This window comes from Sedimentibacter hydroxybenzoicus DSM 7310 (genome assembly GCF_013403245.1).
GTDB classification, from domain to species: Bacteria; Bacillota; Clostridia; order Tissierellales; family Sedimentibacteraceae; genus Sedimentibacter; species Sedimentibacter hydroxybenzoicus.
Genome location: NZ_JACBNQ010000014.1, coordinates 1 through 15,911, shown reverse-complemented (window position 1 = coordinate 15,911; position 15,911 = coordinate 1). Strand labels below are relative to the sequence as shown.

19 protein-coding genes and 1 tRNA gene are annotated in these 15,911 nt (G+C 32.7%); 16 read left to right on the top strand and 4 right to left on the bottom strand.

All coding sequences use genetic code 11. The annotated features are described in order from the left end of the window. Positions 1-398: 398 nt before the first annotated feature. Positions 399-1,490 carry a redox-regulated ATPase YchF gene (gene ychF / locus HZF24_RS12010; protein WP_179238571.1) on the bottom strand — a complete coding sequence of 364 codons (1,092 nt, stop codon included), beginning with the start codon at positions 1,488-1,490 and terminating at the stop codon, positions 399-401. 189 nt (positions 1,491-1,679) lie between these two features. On the opposite strand from ychF, the gene HZF24_RS12005 reads away from it, so the two are divergent. The 5 genes from HZF24_RS12005 (at position 1,680) to HZF24_RS11985 (ending at position 7,904) form a co-directional block, all read left to right on the top strand. Continuing rightward, positions 1,680-2,360 carry a single-stranded DNA-binding protein gene (locus HZF24_RS12005; protein WP_179238570.1) on the top strand — a complete coding sequence of 227 codons (681 nt, stop codon included), beginning with the start codon at positions 1,680-1,682 and terminating at the stop codon, positions 2,358-2,360. Between the two features lie 274 nt (positions 2,361-2,634). Beyond that, entirely contained in the window at positions 2,635-4,809 is a 2,175-nt protein-coding gene (locus tag HZF24_RS12000) for a DNA topoisomerase III (RefSeq protein ID WP_179238569.1), read from the top strand. 23 nt (positions 4,810-4,832) lie between these two features. Further along, on the top strand, positions 4,833-5,471 hold the full coding sequence (locus HZF24_RS11995; protein WP_179238568.1) for a tetratricopeptide repeat protein: 639 nt from the start codon (positions 4,833-4,835) through the stop codon (positions 5,469-5,471). Positions 5,472-5,479: 8 nt separating this feature from the next. After that, positions 5,480-6,352, top strand: a complete 873-nt coding sequence (locus HZF24_RS11990) for a DNA-3-methyladenine glycosylase family protein (protein WP_179238567.1) — start codon at positions 5,480-5,482, stop codon at positions 6,350-6,352. A gap of 76 nt (positions 6,353-6,428) precedes the next feature. Beyond that, positions 6,429-7,904, top strand: coding sequence for a protein adenylyltransferase SelO (locus HZF24_RS11985; RefSeq protein ID WP_179238566.1), 1,476 nt, complete (start codon positions 6,429-6,431; stop codon positions 7,902-7,904). A gap of 34 nt (positions 7,905-7,938) precedes the next feature. Here the strand turns inward: HZF24_RS11985 and HZF24_RS11980 are convergent, their stop codons facing one another. After that, entirely contained in the window at positions 7,939-8,391 is a 453-nt protein-coding gene (locus HZF24_RS11980) for a hypothetical protein (RefSeq protein WP_179238565.1), read from the bottom strand. Between the two features lie 210 nt (positions 8,392-8,601). On the opposite strand from HZF24_RS11980, the gene HZF24_RS11975 reads away from it, so the two are divergent. The 7 genes from HZF24_RS11975 to HZF24_RS11950 all read left to right on the top strand — a co-directional run bounded on the left by HZF24_RS11975 (position 8,602) and on the right by HZF24_RS11950 (position 11,405). Beyond that, a tRNA-Pro gene (locus tag HZF24_RS11975) sits at positions 8,602-8,675 on the top strand. A gap of 33 nt (positions 8,676-8,708) precedes the next feature. After that, complete coding sequence (locus tag HZF24_RS11970; RefSeq protein ID WP_179238564.1) at positions 8,709-9,221, top strand: transcription repressor NadR; 513 nt, start codon at positions 8,709-8,711, stop codon at positions 9,219-9,221. Positions 9,222-9,318: 97 nt separating this feature from the next. Beyond that, positions 9,319-9,885, top strand: coding sequence for a hypothetical protein (locus HZF24_RS11965; protein WP_179238563.1), 567 nt, complete (start codon positions 9,319-9,321; stop codon positions 9,883-9,885). A gap of 153 nt (positions 9,886-10,038) precedes the next feature. Beyond that, the gene (locus HZF24_RS11960) at positions 10,039-10,275 is read left to right on the top strand and encodes a putative signal transducing protein (RefSeq protein WP_179238562.1); all 237 of its coding nucleotides are present in this window, start codon (positions 10,039-10,041) and stop codon (positions 10,273-10,275) included. A gap of 32 nt (positions 10,276-10,307) precedes the next feature. Further along, positions 10,308-10,793, top strand: a complete 486-nt coding sequence (locus HZF24_RS11955) for a DUF5673 domain-containing protein (protein ID WP_179238561.1) — start codon at positions 10,308-10,310, stop codon at positions 10,791-10,793. Between the two features lie 14 nt (positions 10,794-10,807). Continuing rightward, on the top strand, positions 10,808-10,942 hold the full coding sequence (locus HZF24_RS19255; RefSeq protein ID WP_281372292.1) for a hypothetical protein: 135 nt from the start codon (positions 10,808-10,810) through the stop codon (positions 10,940-10,942). A gap of 19 nt (positions 10,943-10,961) precedes the next feature. After that, complete coding sequence (locus HZF24_RS11950; protein ID WP_179238560.1) at positions 10,962-11,405, top strand: hypothetical protein; 444 nt, start codon at positions 10,962-10,964, stop codon at positions 11,403-11,405. A 140-nt stretch (positions 11,406-11,545) separates the two neighbouring features. Here HZF24_RS11950 and HZF24_RS11945 read toward each other — a convergent pair whose 3' ends face one another. Both HZF24_RS11945 and rsgA read right to left on the bottom strand, forming a co-directional pair. Then, complete coding sequence (locus HZF24_RS11945; RefSeq protein WP_179238559.1) at positions 11,546-12,130, bottom strand: LysE family transporter; 585 nt, start codon at positions 12,128-12,130, stop codon at positions 11,546-11,548. Positions 12,131-12,281: 151 nt separating this feature from the next. After that, positions 12,282-13,025: a GTPase RsgA gene (gene rsgA / locus HZF24_RS11940; RefSeq protein WP_179238558.1), complete on the bottom strand. Its 744-nt coding sequence runs from the start codon at positions 13,023-13,025 to the stop codon at positions 12,282-12,284. A gap of 137 nt (positions 13,026-13,162) precedes the next feature. Here rsgA and HZF24_RS11935 point away from each other — a divergent pair, with 137 nt between their 5' ends. The 4 genes from HZF24_RS11935 (at position 13,163) to pduL (ending at position 15,791) form a co-directional block, all read left to right on the top strand. Next, on the top strand, positions 13,163-13,702 hold the full coding sequence (locus HZF24_RS11935; protein ID WP_179238557.1) for a helix-turn-helix domain-containing protein: 540 nt from the start codon (positions 13,163-13,165) through the stop codon (positions 13,700-13,702). A gap of 17 nt (positions 13,703-13,719) precedes the next feature. Then, positions 13,720-13,893, top strand: coding sequence for a hypothetical protein (locus tag HZF24_RS11930; RefSeq protein ID WP_179238556.1), 174 nt, complete (start codon positions 13,720-13,722; stop codon positions 13,891-13,893). Positions 13,894-14,126: 233 nt separating this feature from the next. Continuing rightward, positions 14,127-14,996 carry a hypothetical protein gene (locus tag HZF24_RS11925; protein WP_179238555.1) on the top strand — a complete coding sequence of 290 codons (870 nt, stop codon included), beginning with the start codon at positions 14,127-14,129 and terminating at the stop codon, positions 14,994-14,996. A 216-nt stretch (positions 14,997-15,212) separates the two neighbouring features. Next, positions 15,213-15,791: a phosphate propanoyltransferase gene (pduL, locus tag HZF24_RS11920; protein ID WP_179238554.1), complete on the top strand. Its 579-nt coding sequence runs from the start codon at positions 15,213-15,215 to the stop codon at positions 15,789-15,791. Positions 15,792-15,911 lie beyond the last annotated feature (120 nt).

Sequence of the window (15,911 nt, the reverse complement as noted above, 5' to 3'; positions counted from 1 at the left end):
TTCTTAATGTGAAAATTAACAATATAAAAGGGTAGCCAATATGCGGCTATCCCTAAAAAATCATAAAATTTCAGCATCAAAAAAGGACAACCACAATGGTTACCCATATTGACTATCGGTTGCATACAAAAAAGGATAACCAACAGCTATCCACCCTGACAACCTAATTTCTCACATAAGACCATCGTATCCAAATGACGTAGATGACTTACTCCGCGCATATAGCTTTCACTATTATGGCTTTGACCGGATATTATTCAATTATTACTAACATTATATACTATTATTATAATAGTGTCAACGTTTTCTTTGAATTTGTTAAAAATATAAGCTGCTTAAAAATTCATCCTGCAAGGCTATCAGCGAAGCAGGATGTTTTTTTTAAACAGCTTATAATATTATACATTGAATCTGAACAGAACGATATCTCCGTCTTCCATTACATATTCCTTACCCTCAAGACGCATAAGTCCTTTTTCCTTTGCAGCATTCATTGTGCCGCATTCAACAACATCGTTATAGCTTGTAACCTCGGCCCTGATGAAGCCTCTTTCAATATCGGTGTGAATTTTTCCCGCTGCCTGGGGAGCTTTCGTACCCTTTACAATGGTCCAAGCTTTTGACTCCATAGGTCCTGTTGTAAAAAAGCTTATTAATCCCAACAGGTGGTAGCTTACTCTTATTAGCTTGTCGAGTCCTGACTCTTCAAGTCCCATTTCATGCAAAAACTCGATTTTCTCGTCATCCTCAAGGGTTGATATTTCTTCTTCAATTTTTCCGCAGATTATTATAACCTCTGAATTGTCCTGAGCTGCATGGTTTTTTACCTCGTCTACATATTTATTTGCGCCGGGGTTGGCAATATAATCCTCATCCACATTTGCCACATATAAAACCGGTTTTGCGGTAATTAAATTGAATGTCTTCAGAAGCTTTAATTCTTCGTCAGTATAATCTAAAAATCTTGCCTGTTTTTCATTTTCCAAAGCAGATACAAGTTTTTGAACAAGCTCCAATTCAGTCTGAAGAGATTTATCATTCTTAACCAATTTTGTTAATCTTTCTAATCTCTTTGTCATAACCTCAAGGTCGGCAAGAACAAGCTCAAGCTCAATGATTTCTATATCTCTTTTGGGATCTACACTGCTTTCCACATGTATTACATTCTCATCCTCAAAGCAACGTACAACATGTACTACAGCCTCAACCTCTCTTATATGTGATAAAAATTTATTGCCAAGACCCTCTCCTTTGCTGGCACCTTTTACAAGGCCGGCAATATCAAAAAATTCTATTACTGCAGGAACTGTTTTTCCTGAATTACTCATTTTAGTTAAAAAATCTAATCTTTTATCGGGAACCTCTACGACTCCTACATTTGGTTCTATTGTACAAAATGGATAATTCGCCGATTCAGCTCCTGCCGAAGTTATAGCGTTAAACAATGTACTTTTTCCTACATTAGGAAGTCCTACTATACCTAATTTCATTTTATTTTCCTTTCATTTATTACATTTACATACCAAAATTATGTCAAATTATTATATAACATAAAAAAATAAACTTCAACAAATTTAAAGGTAAAAGCTTGTATATTTTTTAATAAAAATAATGAATATAATGAAAACCCTTGAATAACATGGTATATATAAGACAAATTATGGGGGGAAGAAATAAATATGAATGATAAACAGATGCAGTCAAACTATATAAGGATTGTTGGTAAAATAAACAGTAAATTGGACTTTAGTCATGAAGTATTTGGAGAAAAGTTTTACGAATTTATTATGGAAGTACCAAGATTAAGCGACGCCAGAGATCTGCTGCCTGTAATAATATCCGAAAGATTAATAAATGACATTGATATGAGCATTGGGAAAGATATAGTTATCGATGGTCAATTCAGATCTTATAATAGATATGAAGACACAAGCAATAAATTGCTTCTGAGAGTATTTGTAAGAGATATTATAATACCTGAGGATGATGAATTGGAAGAACTTATAAGACACCCGAATGAAGTTTTTCTTAACGGATATTTATGCAAAGAAACAAAATTCAGAACAACACCATTTGGCAGAGAAATTACAGACATGCTTATTGCTGTAAACAGATCATATAATAAGTCAGACTATATTCCTTGTATTGCATGGGGAAGAAATGCAAGGTACTGTGAAAAATTAGAAGTTGGAGATCATATTAAAATTTGGGGCAGAATTCAAAGCAGGAAGTATCAGAAAAAAAATGAAAATGAAAGCTATGAAACGAAGACTGCATATGAAGTATCCGTAACAAAGCTAGAACATATAAAAACCGAAAACAATCGAAAAAGAGAAGATGAAGAGGAGTTTGAGGAATAATATTAAATATTTATTTTAGAGTCTGAGAAACCGCAAGGTTTCTCAGGCTGCTGAAAAAGTCCCCCTGCTTCGTTGCCGCTGCGCCGTTCAATCCTCGCGTATGTTTAATACACTGCGGTTGCCCGGCTTCCGGCGCCTTGCAGGATGAACTTTTTCAACAGCCTATCATCTTGATGACTTTGTCATCAATCTGAGAAACCGCAAGGTTTCTTTTTTGTTTTAAATTATAATATAATATGGTACAATATATCAAACAAAGTAAAGGAACGATAAAATGATTTTAGTATTGGCGGAAAAACCTTCAGTTGGGAAGGATATAGGAAAAGTTTTAAAATGCAATAAAAATGGAAACGGATATATAGAAGGCAAAGAATATATAGTAACCTGGGCGCTTGGGCACCTTGTTACGTTGGCTGACCCTGAAAGTTATGATAAGAAGTACGGTAAATGGGTTTTAGATGATTTACCTATAATACCAAAATCAATGAAGACGGAAGTTATTAAGCAAACAAGAAAACAATTTGAGGTTGTTAAAAATCTCATTTTAAGAAAAGATGTGACGGAAATTGTAATCGCTACAGATGCGGGCAGAGAAGGTGAGCTTGTTGCCAGATGGATTATAGAAAAAGCAGAAGTGAAAAAGCCGCTTAAAAGATTATGGATATCGTCTGTTACCGATAAAGCCATCAAGGATGGTTTTAATAATTTAAAAGACGGCAAGCTTTACGATAACCTCTATGCATCAGCTTTAGCACGTTCAGAAGCGGATTGGGTAGTAGGAATTAACGCTACAAGAGCATTGACATCAAAGTATAATGCACAGCTTTCCTGTGGGAGAGTACAGACACCTACAATAGCTATGATTGCATCATTGGAAGAAGAAATCAGAAGCTTTAAGCCGACAGAATATTATGGAATTGAGGTATCAGCCGGCAGCTTTAAATTCACATGGTATGATAAAAATAACGAAACAAGAACTTTTAATAAGGAAAAGTGTGACGGTATATTAAGCAGCATAAAATCGAAAAAGTTAGAAATTATTGATATTTTAAGAAATAAAGCTTTTACATCCGCTCCTCACTTATATGATTTAACGGAACTTCAGAGAGACGCAAACAACATATACGGATTCTCAGCAAAGGAAACACTGTCTGTTATGCAGCAGCTTTATGAACGTCATAAAGTGCTGACGTACCCAAGGACTGATTCCAGATATTTAACTGAGGACATAGTTGATACATTAAAGGACAGAGTTAAGGCCTGCAGTGTGGGACCTTATGCAAAAATAGGATTTAAAATTAGTTCACAGCCTATTAAAAATAACAAAAACTTCGTTAACAACTCAAAGGTTTCGGATCACCATGCAATAATTCCTACGGAGCAGACAGTTTTTCTGGGAGATTTATCAGATAAGGAAAGAAAAATATATGATTTAGTTGTTAAAAGATTTTTAGCAGTGTTATCTAAACCTTTTGAATTTGAAAAAATAGTTATAACAGGAAAAGCAGACAACGAAATGTTCTCTTCAAAAGGAAGAATTACTTTATCCATGGGATGGAAAGAAGTATACGGTAATTATGAGGATGAAGAAATACTCGATGATTACCCTGTGAATGAGTTGGATAAATTGAAAAAGGGCAGCGTATTACAAATTTCTTCAATCAGGAAAACAATAGGTGAAACCAAACCTCCGGCAAGGTTTACTGAAGCAACTCTTTTATCGGCCATGGAAAATCCCGTTAAGTTTATGAAAAACGCTGATAAAGACTTGAAAAAAACAATAGGTGAAACCGGAGGCTTAGGTACCGTTGCAACAAGAGCTGACATAATAGACAAATTGTTTAACAGCTTTGTCATAGAGAAAAAAGAAAAATACATTTATATAACATCTAAAGGGAAACAATTATTGGATTTAGCTCCGGTTGATTTAAAATCGCCTGAGCTTACAGCAAAGTGGGAGCAGCAGTTAAACGACATAGCAAAAGGAAAGTTACAAAAAACTAAATTTTTAAATGATATGATTGAATATACAAAATCAATAACTAAAGAAATAAAAGTAAGTGATAAGAAATATATTCATGACAATGAAACGAAATCGAAATGCCCTGAATGCGGAAATTACCTGCTTGAAGTAAATGGTAAGAAGGGTACAATGCTTGTATGCCAGAACAGAGAGTGCGGCTATAGAAAAGGTATTTCTCAGATAACAAACGCAAGATGTCCGAATTGTCATAAAAAGTTAGAGCTTAAGGGTGAGGGAGAAGGTAAATTATTCGTTTGTAAATGCGGTTTCAGAGAAAAATTATCAGCTTTCAACAAAAGAAAAGAAAATGAAAAATCATCAATATCTAACAAGGAAGCTTCAAAATATTTGTCGAAGCAAAGTAAAAAACAAGATGAAAATTTAAATACAGCTTTAGCAGATGCCTTGGCTAAATTAAAGCTTTAAGATAGCAAGTAAGGAGAAAAATAATGTATATCATAGCAGGTATATTAATTGTTTTATTCATATATTCAACTAACAGAAGAAAAAACCTTGAAAAGCAGGTAGAACTTTTTAATAAACTTTTATATAAAGAAAAAAGTCCTGAAAAGTATATTGATGAAGTTGATAAATTGCTATTGAAAGTTCAATCAGACAGAGAAACAACCATCAATTATATTCAAAAAACGACCGGACTTTTGTATGCCGGAAGATTTGACGAAGCTATAGATATATTAAACAATAATGTTAAAAAAATACCGTCAAACTGGCAGGTTGTTTATTATCATAATTTGCTGCTGTCCATGTATTTTAACGGCGAGATTGAAAAAGCGCGTCAGGTTATGGAACAAGCAAGAGAAACGTTGGATTTGTATAGTAAAAAAGATTACAATAAAGTAACAATACAATTGACATATGCAGTAGCGGATTTTTATAACGGTAATTTCGAGGAATGCAAAGATTTTTTTAAGGATTTGATTGATATTTCCAAAAATGAATACAGAGTTGCTTTCGGATATTATTTTACGGGAAAAATTCTTGAGCTTGAAAACGAACATGATAAAGCAGAAGAATATTTAAAAAAAGCTAAAACCTACGGGCAAGGCAGTTTTATGGAAAGTTTTTAGAGGTGAATATGAATATAATAGAAAAAAACAATAAAATTATTGTAGAGAATATAAAGGATTTTAATACAACTCACATATTTGATTGCGGACAAGCATTCAGGTGGAATAAAGAAGAGGATGACTCTTATACGGGAGTTGTTAAAAACAAGGTTATAAATGTAAAACAAAATGAATCTTCAGTTACGTTCAATAATATATCAATGAATGATTACGAAGGTATAATAAAGGATTATTTTGATTTTAATACCGATTATACCGAAATTAAAAAAAGAGTTAATACAGACGATATAATGAGCACTGCAATTAAATTCGGCTATGGCATCAGGATCCTAAACCAGGATGAATGGGAAACCATGATATCATTTATGATATCAGCAAATAACCGAATCCCGATGATTAAAAAGGTCATAGAAAATTTAAGCATCACTTTTGGTGATCATATATGTAATTATAACGGCAAAGATTATTATAGCTTCCCAACGGCAGAAAAATTGTCAGCTGCACCGGTTGATAAAATTTTAGAATGCAAGGCAGGCTTCAGAGCTCCGAGGATAAAAGAAGCAGCTCAAAGGTTTTTGAAAGAAAAAGACATCATTTACAATGTTAAAAACACTTCCTACAATGAAGGTCTCAATTATTTAAAAACTTATAACGGAATAGGGGACAAGGTTGCTAATTGCATATTGTTGTTTTCGATGAAGCAATTCGATACCTTCCCTGTTGATGTGTGGGTCAGAAGAGTTATGCAAACACTTTATGTCGATAAAAATACAAAGGATGCCGATATACAAAAATTTGCCGAAAATAAATTCGGTAAGCTTTCAGGATATGCTCAGCAATATTTATTTTATTATGCGCGCGAAAACGAAATAGGTAAATAATTTTAAGAAAAAAGCAGAAACTAAAACTGCTTTTTTAATTTTGTACTTACATCATAATTCAAGGAAAGGAGACAAAATGTCAGACAGAGAATTAAAGATAAAAACAGGATGGAATTTAGATAACAGTTATACGAACTTACCTGAAATTTTTTACAGAAAAATTTATCCCGTACCTGTACGTTCACCGTATATGATAGTATTAAACAACACTTTAGCCAAGACATTAGGATTAAACATAGAAGAACTTAATAGTCAAGATGGAGTTTTTACACTTGCGGGCAATTCGATTCCCGAGGGATCAATACCGATTGCCCAAGCATATTCAGGGCATCAGTTTTCACACTTTACAATGTTAGGTGACGGAAGGGCTGTTTTGCTGGGTGAACAAATCACGCCGGACAACAAGCGTCTGGATATCCAGCTAAAAGGCTCAGGGATAACACCATTTTCAAGGGGAGGAGACGGAAGAGCCGCACTTGGTCCCATGCTTAGAGAATATATTATAAGTGAATCGATGAATTCCTTTAAAATTCCAACTACAAGGTCATTAGCAGTTGTAGAAACAGGCGAGCCGGTGTATCGTGAAACTGCATTAAAAGGAGCAGTATTAACCAGGGTTGCGTCAAGTCATATAAGAGTCGGGACATTTCAATACGCAGCAAATTGGGGAAGCGAGGATGATTTAAGGGCATTGGCTGACTATACAATAAACAGACATTTTTCATACATTAATAAAGATAAAGAAAAATATCTGCTTCTTTTAGAAGAAATAATCAAGAGACAGGCATCACTTATTTCAAAGTGGCAATTAGTGGGTTTTATACACGGTGTTATGAACACCGACAACATGTCTGTAAGCGGTGAAACTATAGACTATGGACCGTGTGCATTCATGGATACCTATGATCCCGATACTGTTTTCAGCTCAATAGATACAGCGGGCAGATATTCGTATAAGAATCAACCTAAAATAGGAGAATGGAATCTTTTGAGATTAGCTGAAGCACTGATTTCCATACTTCATGATGATGAAGAAACGGCTGTTAAAATGGCTCAGGATGCTGTTTCAAAATTTTATGTACTGTTCATTAACAATTATTATGAAGGCATGAGAGCAAAAATTGGATTGTTTAATGAAGAGAAAGATGATGTATCCCTGATAAATAGCCTGCTTGATTTAATGCGCAGATATGAAGCAGATTATACGTATACCTTTAATGCTTTAACGGAAAATAAATTGGAAGACACAATACTGCATGGTAATTCTGAATTTATGAATTGGTATAATACGTGGCAGGCAAGATTGTTAAAGCAGCAAAGGACAAAAGAGGAAACGAAACAGCTTATGAGAAGCTCTAATCCGTCAATTATACCTCGCAACTATCTTGTTGAGAACGCACTAAATGAAGCAATACACAATGAAAATTACAGTGTAATGAACAATTTGTTAAGTGCTGTATCAAATCCATATTCGGATAATAAAGAGTATGAAGAATATAAAAAGCTTCCTCCGCCTACAGCTTGCCCGTATAGAACTTTTTGCGGAACCTAACTATATAAAAATGAGAATATGGCTTAGGTGATTATTATTGTCTAATTATTTGGGGCTGCATTATAAATTCATAATCCGGATCACCACCGGAAGAATAATGTCGTAAGTATATGTCGTAAAAGGTTGTTACATCAGGATATATAGGAACATCAATTAAATATGCAGTGTGATAATCGGGAGCCTGAACAGATACTATATAATATTCATTTTCTTCTTTTAAAACAGGTAGTTTAAAAGTCGGAACTTTGCCATCTTGATCTGAAGTATTAGTATTTATAAAAACTCCCAATCCATTTTCTCGGTATAAACCTCTGACGGTTAATTGTGAAACCCTGACAATAGCTCCCTCAATAGGAGCTTTAAGAACATATTGAAAAACATTAATATTCAAATATCCAATTTCGTTCTGATTATTATTTTCAAGCCTTTTGTTTTTGATATGCACCATTTTATTTTTGACCCAATAAGGTATGTTTCTGTAATACATTTTAACCTCCAATAAACAAATTGAATTTTATCAGTAAAAAGACTCAATATTTGCAACGTACCTGCATATAATTTACTATCATAATATGATAATTAAAATAATGTGTTTCAAATAAAAAAATTTATGATAAAACACAGAAGCTTAATTTAGCAGATATTTGTTCCAAAATCATTGACAAGCATCTAAAAAGTGCTATAATTATATTGTTGTCGGGGTGTAGCGAAGCTTGGTATCGCGCATGGTTCGGGACCATGAGGCCGAAGGTTCAAATCCTTTCACTCCGATATTTTTTATATTTAAAAATATATGGAGATAATATGACTTCAGAAAAACGAAGAGAAAATATCGAGTCGATACTAAAAAAAAGCAATGAACCTATAACGGCTACAGCTTTAGCTAAGGAATTTTCCGTAAGCCGTCAGGTAATCGTAGGAGATATCGCTTTAATGCGAGCAGCGGGATTAAAGATTTCGGCTACTCCAAGGGGATATATATTTGATTCGGATAAGGAAAATCAAATATGCTTTACTGTTGCATGTCAGCACGATAATGAAAATATGGCAAATGAGCTTTATGTGATTGTTGATAACGGCGGAACGATATTTGATGTAACTGTAGAACATCCCATATACGGTCAGATATCCGGAGAGCTTCGAATATCTTCAAGATATGAAGCAGACATGTTTTTGGAAAATATTAGAAGCAATAAGGCTCAGCCGTTGATGAAATTGACAGGCGGTATACATCTTCATAAAATTAAATGCAATAGTGAAAATGAAAAGAAAAGAATTATTGAAACATTGAAAAAAGAACAAATAATGTTTGAATAAAAATTATTGGGTTGACAAGCTGTTTTTTATTTACTATAATTGTACAAATAGATGTCAAGACACTTGACAAGACAACGAGTAAAGAAAGGACAGAAAAATGACAAGAAACAATAAACTGAATTCAATGCTGATTTCGGCACTTCTTTGTTCGATAGGAATAGTGATTCCAATAATTTCACCTATTAAAATAACTATGGAGCCTGCATCATTTACATTGGCAAGTCATGTAGCAATATTTATTGCTATGTTTATTTCTCCGTTAACAGCTATTTTTGTATCATTTGGTACATCAATCGGTTTCCTGATAGCAGGATTTCCTATAGTAGTAGTACTGAGGGCTGCATCTCATATAGTTTTCGCATTTTTAGGTTCGTTTTTTTTAAAGATGTACCCTGATACACTGAATTCATTTAAGCATTCGCAGTTATATTCGTTCATAATCGGATTAATACATGCAATATGTGAAGTAGCGATAGTATCTGTATTTTATTTTGGAAACAATATGAGTTCAGGTTATTATTCAAAAGGATTTTTTATATCGGTTGTATTATTAGTGGGAGTGGGAACCGTAGTGCACAGTATGGTTGATTTCTATCTTGCACAAGCAATATGGAAGCCCGTAACAAAGGCAGTTAAAATCCAGAAAGAAGCAAATGCGCATTAAATATCCATAAATTTCTCCTATATAGAGTGGCTTAGTCGTGTCAGATTAATTATATGATATTACTAAGTCGTTTTTTTATGGCAATAATTGACTATAAGTGGTATAATAAATGCAGATTTATAATTTAAGGCGGTATTTTTTCAGGAGGGTATTATGTACAGTGAAGAGTTGCTTCTTTCTAATTTGAATGGGATAGAAGCGGAAATAATCATAGCGAAATTAAAATCATACGGAATTCCTGTATTAAAAAAATCAAAAGGTACAGGTGAAATCATGGAAATTTACACAGGAGTGAATTTATACGGAATAGATATTTACGTTCCGACCGATATGCTTGAGCTGGCAAAAGATCTGCTTAAGCCGGTCGATGAAGAAGACGATTTAGAATAAGAAATTGAATTAAGTGTATGGAGTGATTATAAGTGAGATTTGAAAATGTATTAAACATAGTTGTTGTATTTCTTTTTGTATACACAATATTATTATGGGTAAAAGAAATATACAAAATTAAACATCAGGGAAAGCTGCTTGTTAAAATGAATATATACGGTGTATATATTGTTATTTGGTCAATATTATCAGTAGTTTGGATTTTAATATTGTTTAATAATATCTCAAAAGAAAATATAGATATACTCAGAGACATTGTTTTATCTGTTTTTTGGGTTCTTATTACTTCATTAAATTCCGTGTGCAGTTATAGAGGCTCGGAAATAAGAGAAGACGGAATTTATCATTTAAGATATTACTATAGATGGGATTCCTTAAAGGGGTATTCATGGATTTCACCGATAAAATTAAAATTACATACGAATAGAAAATTCAATACAAAAATTATTATAAAAGAAAAATTGAAATCTGAGATTGATGAATTATTAAAACAACATTTAAATGAAATTTATAACTAAAGGAGGTAATGCTTATGGCAAAATTTAATTTTTTAGGGTTGATTTTATTACCGATTATGATGGCTATACCCATAGCTATATCATATTTTGTTATTAAGTTAGCGGTAAAAAATGCAATAATAGAATTAAAGGATAAAAATATTATTTGAATTTTCCAGAGGTGTATATATGCTTAAGAAGGGTATGTTTTTGGTAATTTCCGTTATTATGGTATTTGTATTATTAATTGTTTATTGGAATATATATGACTGGGAAACTACAGTCATAGGTTCAAAAGAAAATGTTCTTAGCAGCTGGCATTATGAATTGAATGAAATGGATTCAGAAAAGGCAATATTTTCTTACGGTGTTACTTTATATAATGACAGTAATGAACCTAAAGTCGTCAGAACAATACAGCCAAGCTATAAAAATGAAATAAAAATCATAGAACATGATAATGCCATTACGGTAAACAAAAAGCTTCAACCCAATGAAAAATATGAGGTAAACTGGGATATAATTGTAGATACTAAGGAAATAACTGAATTAAATGTGAAAACAGTAAAAGCTGTTCTGGAAAGTGTTACTATAGCAATGGATAAATCTAACTATACGTATTATCAAAATTAACAAGGAGTGCCTAAAAAGATTAGACTTTTTGGTTAGCTTATTGAATGTGAAAAATCCTATATATAAGAGCTTAGATTTATAACAAACAAAAAAATGGGGGACACCCCATTTTTTAAATACCTATAATACTATTTTTTGTATCACATGAACAATGAAACAGCACAGTACACAAGAAGCAGTGCCATAATGACATTAACGGTTTTTTCGTTTTTGATAAATAGTTTTTGAAATACAGAACCGAACAGGGACCAGCAGCATGTTGATGCAAAGCCGACAAACGCAAGTAATACCGAGAAAATCAATAAGGAATACCATGATTGATAGTAGGGAACTATAAAGGTTGACAGTATTGTAAATGAATAAAGTATGGCTTTTACATTAACAAACTGCAAAATAACTGCGGACCACATGCCCATAACAGTTTTTCCTTCTTCATCAATACTGTGTGGCTTGCTGTTAAAAATTTTCCAAGCAAGCCATAATATATACGCTGCACCGATAATAGTCATATATGGCTTAATTGAAGGTATCAGGCTGTACAATGTTATGCTGAAGAAGCTGCATACGAGCATTATCAAAAAAAATCCTATAAAAACTCCAAAATTAAAAGGCAGACTTTTTTTAAATCCATACTTTGTTGCATTAGTCATAGACATAATATTATTAGGACCCGGTGTAAAGCTTGTAATAAAAGCATATGATATAAAAGCAGATAAATTAGGCATAATCAACCTCCGGATAAGCACACATATTTAATAAAATTCATGATAACACTTTATACATGATAGTACAAGCTGTAATTTTTCAAATAAAAACAGGATGCGAGTTTTAAGAGCATCCTGTTTTTATTAGGAGGAGGAAAATGTATATTCTGAATTAACGTATATCTGCAAATTTTTCAGTTATGTGAAAACCTTCTATTCCAAGCTCACGCATTTCAGGAGTGTTTATTAATATACCTCCGCCGGGGAGCAAGGTTAGTTGATTTTCAAGATTAATGTTATCAAATAGCTTATTTATCAGTTTTATTTTATCATGCTCCGGTCCGAGGAACATAACTGTCTTACCGTCGTGTATAAAGTCCTTTATTTTATTTTTTTCTTTTGAAATATCTGAAGAAATTATAACTTTCATGCCTTTTATTACGTCTTTAACCTCATCAAGTGTTTTTTCCGGTATCAAATCACCTTTATTTAATATTACAATTGTTTCAGCATTTATATTACTTGATATGCTAATATATGCTTTTAATTTTTCAGTGTGAAAGTCATTGTTTAAAGACATTAAAACAAATATTGTATCTATGTTAGAGGCAATGAGATCATCTGAGTTTGCATCCCATTTTCCTTTTCGTACAAGCTGATTTTTCCGGTTTATTATTTCAGATATATAATTAAATTCTTTTATTGTATCAATTATAACAAAATCGCCAACCACCGGATAATCAGACATTGTTTTGACCTTGTATTTAAAGCTGTCTGATATTTCTGTGTTTATTTCTCCTGTATCGGTAATAGCTTTATATGTGTCATGGATTCTTGCAACTATTCTGCCGATTGTTTGATTGCCTGATATATTGATGTCTTTGCTGTCAATACCGTATTTTTCCATGCTGTTCATTGTAATGCTCCTTAAATAAATTATTTCTTATATATATAATAGGGCAATTTTGATTTTTTTATTCATTGTGACGTATTGACTAATTTAGTATTTTAGAGTAAAATTTTCTTATTGTTCATGAATGGAGACAAGTGTAAATGGATGGCAGAAAGATTAGAAAATTAAGAAAAATTAATGATATGACAATTGAGAAGCTTTCTGAAAAAACAGGTTTTACAGCAAGCTATATTTCACAGGTTGAAAGAAATTTAATTGAGCCATCTTTAACTGCATTAGGAAAAATCTGCAAGATTTTAAATGTTTCTCCTTATTATTTTTTGGATGACGGAAGCAACGTAATTGTAACTCGAAAGGAAGAAAGACAAGTATTATATACAGCTGAAAAAGATATGGAACTAGAATATTTATTACCTATCGAAAACGAAAATAACAAAGTAAAATTGAAGGTTTATAAATTTATATTGAATTCAGGCAAATGGGACAATGATAATTTTTCTATAATAGATTCCGATAAATGTGTAATAATAATAAAAGGTAAATTGATTGTAACTTTTTCCGATTACAATGAAATTTTAGATGAAGGTGACAGCATATACATAAGCTCATATGTACCACATAAATTGTTTAATCCTTCAGATGAAAAAGCAGAAGTGGTCTGTATAATAACGCCATCATAAAATAAACGAGGTGAACCATGGAAAAAAAATTTGAAGAAATAAAAGAAGAATTCATTAATGCAAGCTTGGATGAAAAAATCAGAATTTATACTACGACACAAGGCTTAACCGTAGAACAGTTTAAAGAACTGTTAGCATATTTTCCTATAAAGCATTTGGATAGGCTGGAAGAAGCAGTAAACGGAATATAATCTGGAAACCTCAAGGTTTCTCAGGCTGCTGAAAAAGTCCCCCTGCGTCGTTGCCGTTCATCCGGTCATCAATTTGAGAAACCGCAAGGTTTCTTTTTTTATGCGGACAAATTTGTGATGGGGCATGCTATTCCTTTGACATATTTTAATTTGTCGGAAGCAAATAAATCTGATATATCCCACTGCTTGTATAAAATCATAGTATTTGGTAATAATTTCTATGAGGTGATTTTATGATTGATAACAGAAAATTCAAGAAAATTTTTATAAAGGAAGCAATTGGTTCAAGAAATTATTTCAGCTATCGAACTGACTTAATATTATATAAAGTTTTGTTAAGTATATTAATTTTTTTAACCATATTGTTGGTTTCTGATGATATAAGCTTATCGATTTTAATATCAGGAGAAGTGTTTTTAATATTTACTTTAGTAAATAAGTTGAATGTGGACAGAAAAAAAAATGAAGGCGAAAATCAGTTGATATTAAAGAGAAAAAAAGAGCATTTCAAAAAAAAGCTCGAAGAAATAAATATTAATGATTTTGAACTTTTGATTGGTTTTTTATTTGAAAAAAGAGGCTGCAAAAACTTTGTTAAAAAGGGAAGGCATATGTATTTGGCGGAAAAAGAAGGGCTGATTAATTGTATTAAAATATACAGGCTATTTGAACATATTGAGCTTGAACGTATAGATGCAAGAAATATGGTAACATACATGTGTCAAAACAATATAAGAATAGGCTATTTAATTACCACAGGAGTATTAAGTGAAGGCGCAAAAGAGCTTCTTGAGGATTTTAAGGACAGATTAGATGTAACGGTTATAGATTTTGACTGTCTGTTTGCTATGATGGACGAGTATGAAATTCTTCCTGCGGATGATTATTTTTATACCAAGGTTTATGAGGAAGAAGGCAAAAAAACCAAAGATGCGGTTATTAAAAAAAATATATTCGACAAGAAAAAAATTGTAATATATATTTTCTCTTCCATATTTTTTTATATAACATCAATGATTATGCCGGAAAATAATATATCCAGATATATATCTTATTATTTCATTGCATTGACTACTATAAACATAGCTTACTCAGTCCGCTGAAAAAGTCCCCCTGCGTCGTTGCCGTTCAGACGGTCAATCCTCACGTATGTCTAAATACGCTGCGGTTGTCCGTCTTCCGACGCCTTGCAGGAGGAACTTTTTCAACAGACTGTCAAGTTAATGATGTATATTACGTTAAAAAATTAATTTATTAGTTGAAATTAAAATGCCGGTGTATTATAATTTTTATGAGATTATAATTATGCGGAGGATACGATGAATTTTAAAGTTACTGTTGGATTATCTAATAAACATGTTCACCTAAGCAAGGAGCATATTGACATATTATTTGGAGAAGGACATGAATTAACACCTATGAAGGATTTAAGCCAGCCCGGACAATTTGCATGTGAGGAAAAGGTTGATTTAGTAGGTCCTAAAAGAACTATAAATGGTGTTAGAATACTTGGACCTGCTCGTAAAGAGTCTCAGATTGAAATATCTTTTGCTGACGGATTTACTCTTGGCTTAAAGGATATTCCTGTGAGAGATTCAGGAAAACTTGACGGAACTCCCGGAATTAAATTAGTGGGACCAAAGGGAGAGGTTGAGGTGGACAAAGGAGTTATAGCAGCGGCAAGACACATACATATGCACACTTCTGATGCCGAAAAATTTGGCTTAAAGGATAAAGATACGGTTAAGGTTAGGGTAGGTGGACCGAGAGGACTAACATTTGATAATGTACTTATCAGGGTTCATGATACATATGCTTTGGATATGCACTTGGATGTGGAAGAAGGAAACGCAGCAGGACTTTCTAACTGCGATGAAGTTGAAGTAATTGTTGAATAAAAAGAAAAAAAACAAAATAAACAGGTTAATCTGTTTATTTTGTTCAGACTGCTGACAAAGTCAGCAGCAAGTAACAAAAATTACGAAAACTTAACAGAGAAACAGTTGGAAAACCAACAG